At 66.5% G+C, this 1,079-nt stretch carries 1 protein-coding gene; it reads right to left on the reverse strand.

All coding sequences use genetic code 11. The features are described from left to right. Nucleotides 1-208 precede the first annotated feature (208 nt). On the reverse strand, nucleotides 209-1,012 hold the full coding sequence (locus tag ABZT03_RS44725) for a helix-turn-helix transcriptional regulator (RefSeq protein ID WP_356050105.1): 804 nt from the start codon (nucleotides 1,010-1,012) through the stop codon (nucleotides 209-211). Nucleotides 1,013-1,079: the final 67 nt, after the last annotated feature.

Below are 1,079 nucleotides of genomic sequence, written 5' to 3' on the forward strand. Positions count from 1 at the left end.
TACGACACCGCGTCCACGAGCAGCCCCTCCCGGCGATCCGACCAGACAGATGATCATGCCACCGGCGAGGGCTCCCGCTCAACCTGACAATGCCTGTCTGGGCCCTCACCAGCCTCCAGGTAATGGAGGCGGACCCCATCGTTGGTTACGATGAATGCACTGTGTGCCATGTCCATGATCTGCTCCATAGGGCAACCTGGTGCGTCGATTAGCGTGCTGGGTTGCGGTTGGTATCCACGCCAAGGGCATCGGCGAGTTGTCGGCGTGTGGTAACGCCGAGTTTGGTGTAAACGTGCTGGAGGTGGTTGTCGACGGTGCGCACAGACAGATGCAGGGTAGTGGCTATGTCCTTGCTCGCAGTGCTATCCGCGACGAGCAGCGCGATCTCGCGCTCCCGAGGGGTGAGCGTGACGCCAGCCTCGAGGTCTGCTAGCAGCGGAGTGCGCGCGCCATCGCAATGGGCGACGCTGGCTTGCGCGCGTCGGGAAGCTGCGGTGGCTTGGCGGATCTGACCAGTCCGGCGGTAGATTGCGGCGGCGGCGGCGGCCTCGGCGGCTAGCAGGTCCGCGCCGATCGCCTCCAGCCCCCGCGCGGCCGCGATGAGTTGGTCGGGATCGTTGCCGGCCAGGCCGGCGGCCAGGCCGGCACGGGCAAAGACGAATACACTGTCAGACGCGCTAGCGAGCTCGCCTAGCCGATCCGCGACGTCCTTGGCACCGCCTAGCCGGGCCACATCCGTAAGCAAGAGCGCCTCACCGGTGAGATGGCCCGTTTCCCGGGCCGATCGGGCGGCCTGGGTAAGCAGATCACATGCCTCGGTAAGCCGACCGCGCGTTGCCGACCTCCATGCCTCGCCCAGACGCTTCTCCCCCGCTGACAGGAATGCGGGAGCCAGCAACGGGAGAGTGCGTTGTTCAACCAGCGCCCTTTGGGCCGCGGTCAGGTCGCCCAGCAGCGCCGCGCACGCCGCCAGGCCGCTGAGGGCTTGAGGTGACCCCCGGAGTGTGGACACAGGGGTTTCATGCCGTGAGGGAGAGTGTAACCGGGCTCTGATGCTGCTGTTCGAACTCCAGTGGCGA

This window comes from Streptomyces sp. NPDC005574 (assembly GCF_040605435.1).
Classification (GTDB): Bacteria; Actinomycetota; Actinomycetes; order Streptomycetales; family Streptomycetaceae; genus Streptomyces.